Origin of the sequence: Agaribacter flavus (assembly GCF_042646125.1) — a bacterium.
In the GTDB taxonomy this organism is placed as follows: Bacteria; Pseudomonadota; Gammaproteobacteria; order Enterobacterales; family Alteromonadaceae; genus Glaciecola; species Glaciecola flavus.
In genome coordinates, this window is the sequence record NZ_JBHRSW010000020.1 from 1 (window position 1) to 2,564 (window position 2,564).

Sequence of the window (2,564 nt, forward strand, 5' to 3'; positions counted from 1 at the left end):
AGCGGTAAATCCAAAAAAGCACTGTTTGCATCTCGTTCAATTAGCCCTGCCTTTTCCAAGTATGCGGCAACTCTGCAAACAGTGCTCCACCCTCAATCGCCGCAACATTCAGTCCATAAGCTCTTGAAAGCGTCGTGCTAACTATACCATTTCGGCCAATTTCCCGCCCTAGATTTACGGCAGATTGCCCGAGGGCATGTATTCCTCGTCCAGTTGCTTGAACACCACGAATCCCTAATTGTGCGCCTCTAAAAGCAAGAGAGCCTAGTGCACCGCCACCCACAGCTAACAATGGCAATGATGCAATACCAAGAGCTATAGTAGTCAATTCAGATTTTGTCTGCGCTGCAATACCGCCAGCAACTCGCGCACGAATTGCATCATTGCTTAAATCAACCTCATATCCAGATACGCTAATCGCATTAAAATCAGCAGCAGCTTGCGCGTTACCAATAGCATACCGTCGTTGACGGTAGGCATTGCTTATAGCATTTTGCTGCCTAGCGTAATGACTTTGGCTATAAACCTCATTTAATAAGCCAACCGTGTTGTTGTATGCATCGACCCGCGAATTAAAGCTATTTGTGATCAGCGCATTACCAGCGTTGACTTGCCGTAAAAAGTCATCATGAGATGGATCGTAGTTGGCTAATGCACCAAGCTTATCTAAAGAGTTCGCTGCATTTGCTAGGTTGTAATACTCTTCATCTGATAACTGATCTATTGTGCCATCTGCTGTGCGGCGCTCGAACTCAGCACGTGGGTCATCAAAGTTTAAATCAATTGCTTTACTTTTGAGACTCACATTAACTGAGCTAAGCTGCTCAGCTAACTGCTTACGCTGCTCGGTACCTCGGAAATGACCTACAATACTATTCCCGAGTGCATTGCCAAAGGCATCGGTCGATATCTAAATAGAATTACAATATGGGCTTATTTTTAGCGATTGGCTTCATACTAAACCCATCTACATTACCCCAGTGATCAAGTTTATAAACCGGTAACTCTGCATCTGCCCCAGTAATATTTCTGCGGCTAAATTCTGAATACAACTTTAAATACTTATCGATTGATTGGGGTATTAATACTTTTTCACCGCTTTTGAAACATAAATAAAACCCCGCCATAGGCTCTTCCAATTTATCAGGCATTGGATGCATAACTTTATCGATATCTTCCCATAGTACCTCAGCTTTCATTTTCGGTAACCCGTAAAAATGTAGGTTACCGGCAATCTCAATCCCTAATTCATATACCGTTATTTTCGGCCTGACATTTACTCTGTAATAGTCGAAGGAAACAATTGAAATGGCAACTATAATAACTAGGAATTCCATGACCACAAACCATGTTGGAGCAGTATTCCAATAAATAATTTCTAGAATTACTATCGCAAAGAAACAAACGACCGATGCCCAATTTAGAACCAATATATCCATAAAATGAACATAGCTGTGGTCGTAAGTTTTAAGGTACTTGCCCAATAACTCAGGCTGCTCTTTAGCTTTACTCCATTTCCTCATTGCCTCCTCCTTGACGGGTTGCGGTTGTCTATCAACGCATCTAATCCAGGAGTAGTTGTTCCCCCAAAGGTTGAAGATAAGAATGTTTTGGTATGCGTAATACCTTTCTCAAGTAATAGAGTGCCATTTTTGTTAGCAATAACTGAAACATTTTGCGGCAGTTTTAGCTTTGTAAGTAAACCATTTGCAATTGCACCAGTCACTCCAGACGCGAACAATTCGGACGTATCAACGTCTCCAGTTATACGTTGAGTGATGATTTGTCCAGCTACTGAGCCAGCTGCACCACCAATAGTATTTGCTACTAAATTCTCTGCACTGGGTTTAAATATTCCCGCGGTAGAAGCCAGCCCACCGATTCTCGTTAAACCTTGAGTTGCTCCGAATCCTAGCACACCTCCTGCGAATCCTGCCGCAAATGACGTTGCATAATCAGTTGCGTCGTACTGCTCTCCAGAAAAGTAATCAAAACCAGCGGTGACGCCAGTATTAACAACACCAGAAATAGTACCTGAGCTTAATGCCGTTGTTGATAAACCTCTTATCGATAAAGCAGCAAAACCGCCACCGATTAGAGCTGGAGCAGAAGCTAGCGCAATTACGCTTAGTGCATTTTTCTGTAAGTCTTGGAAATCTTTAACAAACATGCCTTGTAAAACACGTGCTCTAGTTGCATCGTCCGTTAAATCTATCTCTTGCCGATTCCCTAGTACACTCGATTCGAATACAGCTTGTTCAGCTCGAGCTCTTGCATTTCCTCGACTGTAATGCCGTTCTCGAGAAAGGCTAGAAGCAGTAGGCAGTGCAGATTCAAAGTCGCGCTGTGCAACGCGAGCGTCAAATAAGCTTCGACTCACATCTAAAAGCCCTGAATGTCGAAATAAGTCGAGTATAAGATGGATTAACACTACTTACTACCCTCTGTGACAGCTGACTTTAAGGCTTTTTTGATGCATTTCAGATTCAAAAACAGCGGGTAATTACGGGGTAAGTGTGGTCAAGATATGAAAATAGGCTGGCCATTAGTACTGAAAACTTATT

3 protein-coding genes are annotated in these 2,564 nt (G+C 42.7%); all 3 read right to left on the reverse strand.

All coding sequences use genetic code 11. The features are described 5' to 3' along the window. Positions 1 to 40 precede the first annotated feature (40 nt). The 3 genes from ACFOHL_RS11950 to ACFOHL_RS11960 all read right to left on the reverse strand — a co-directional run bounded on the left by ACFOHL_RS11950 (position 41) and on the right by ACFOHL_RS11960 (position 2,380). The gene (locus ACFOHL_RS11950; protein ID WP_376920466.1) at positions 41 to 805 is read right to left on the reverse strand and encodes a hypothetical protein; all 765 of its coding nucleotides are present in this window, start codon (positions 803 to 805) and stop codon (positions 41 to 43) included. 115 nt (positions 806 to 920) lie between these two features. Continuing rightward, the gene (locus ACFOHL_RS11955; protein ID WP_376920467.1) at positions 921 to 1,523 is read right to left on the reverse strand and encodes a hypothetical protein; all 603 of its coding nucleotides are present in this window, start codon (positions 1,521 to 1,523) and stop codon (positions 921 to 923) included. Then, positions 1,520 to 2,380: a hypothetical protein gene (locus ACFOHL_RS11960; RefSeq protein WP_376920468.1), complete on the reverse strand. Its 861-nt coding sequence runs from the start codon at positions 2,378 to 2,380 to the stop codon at positions 1,520 to 1,522. Before ACFOHL_RS11960 ends, ACFOHL_RS11955 begins: the two co-directional genes overlap by 4 nt. Between the last annotated feature and the right edge of the window lie 184 nt (positions 2,381 to 2,564).

Excerpts from the sequence above, each read along its gene's own strand:
- ACFOHL_RS11955 (WP_376920467.1), bottom strand. The coding sequence starts at position 1,523 with ATGAGGAAATGGAGTAAAGCTAAAGAGCAGCCTGAGTTATTGGGCAAG.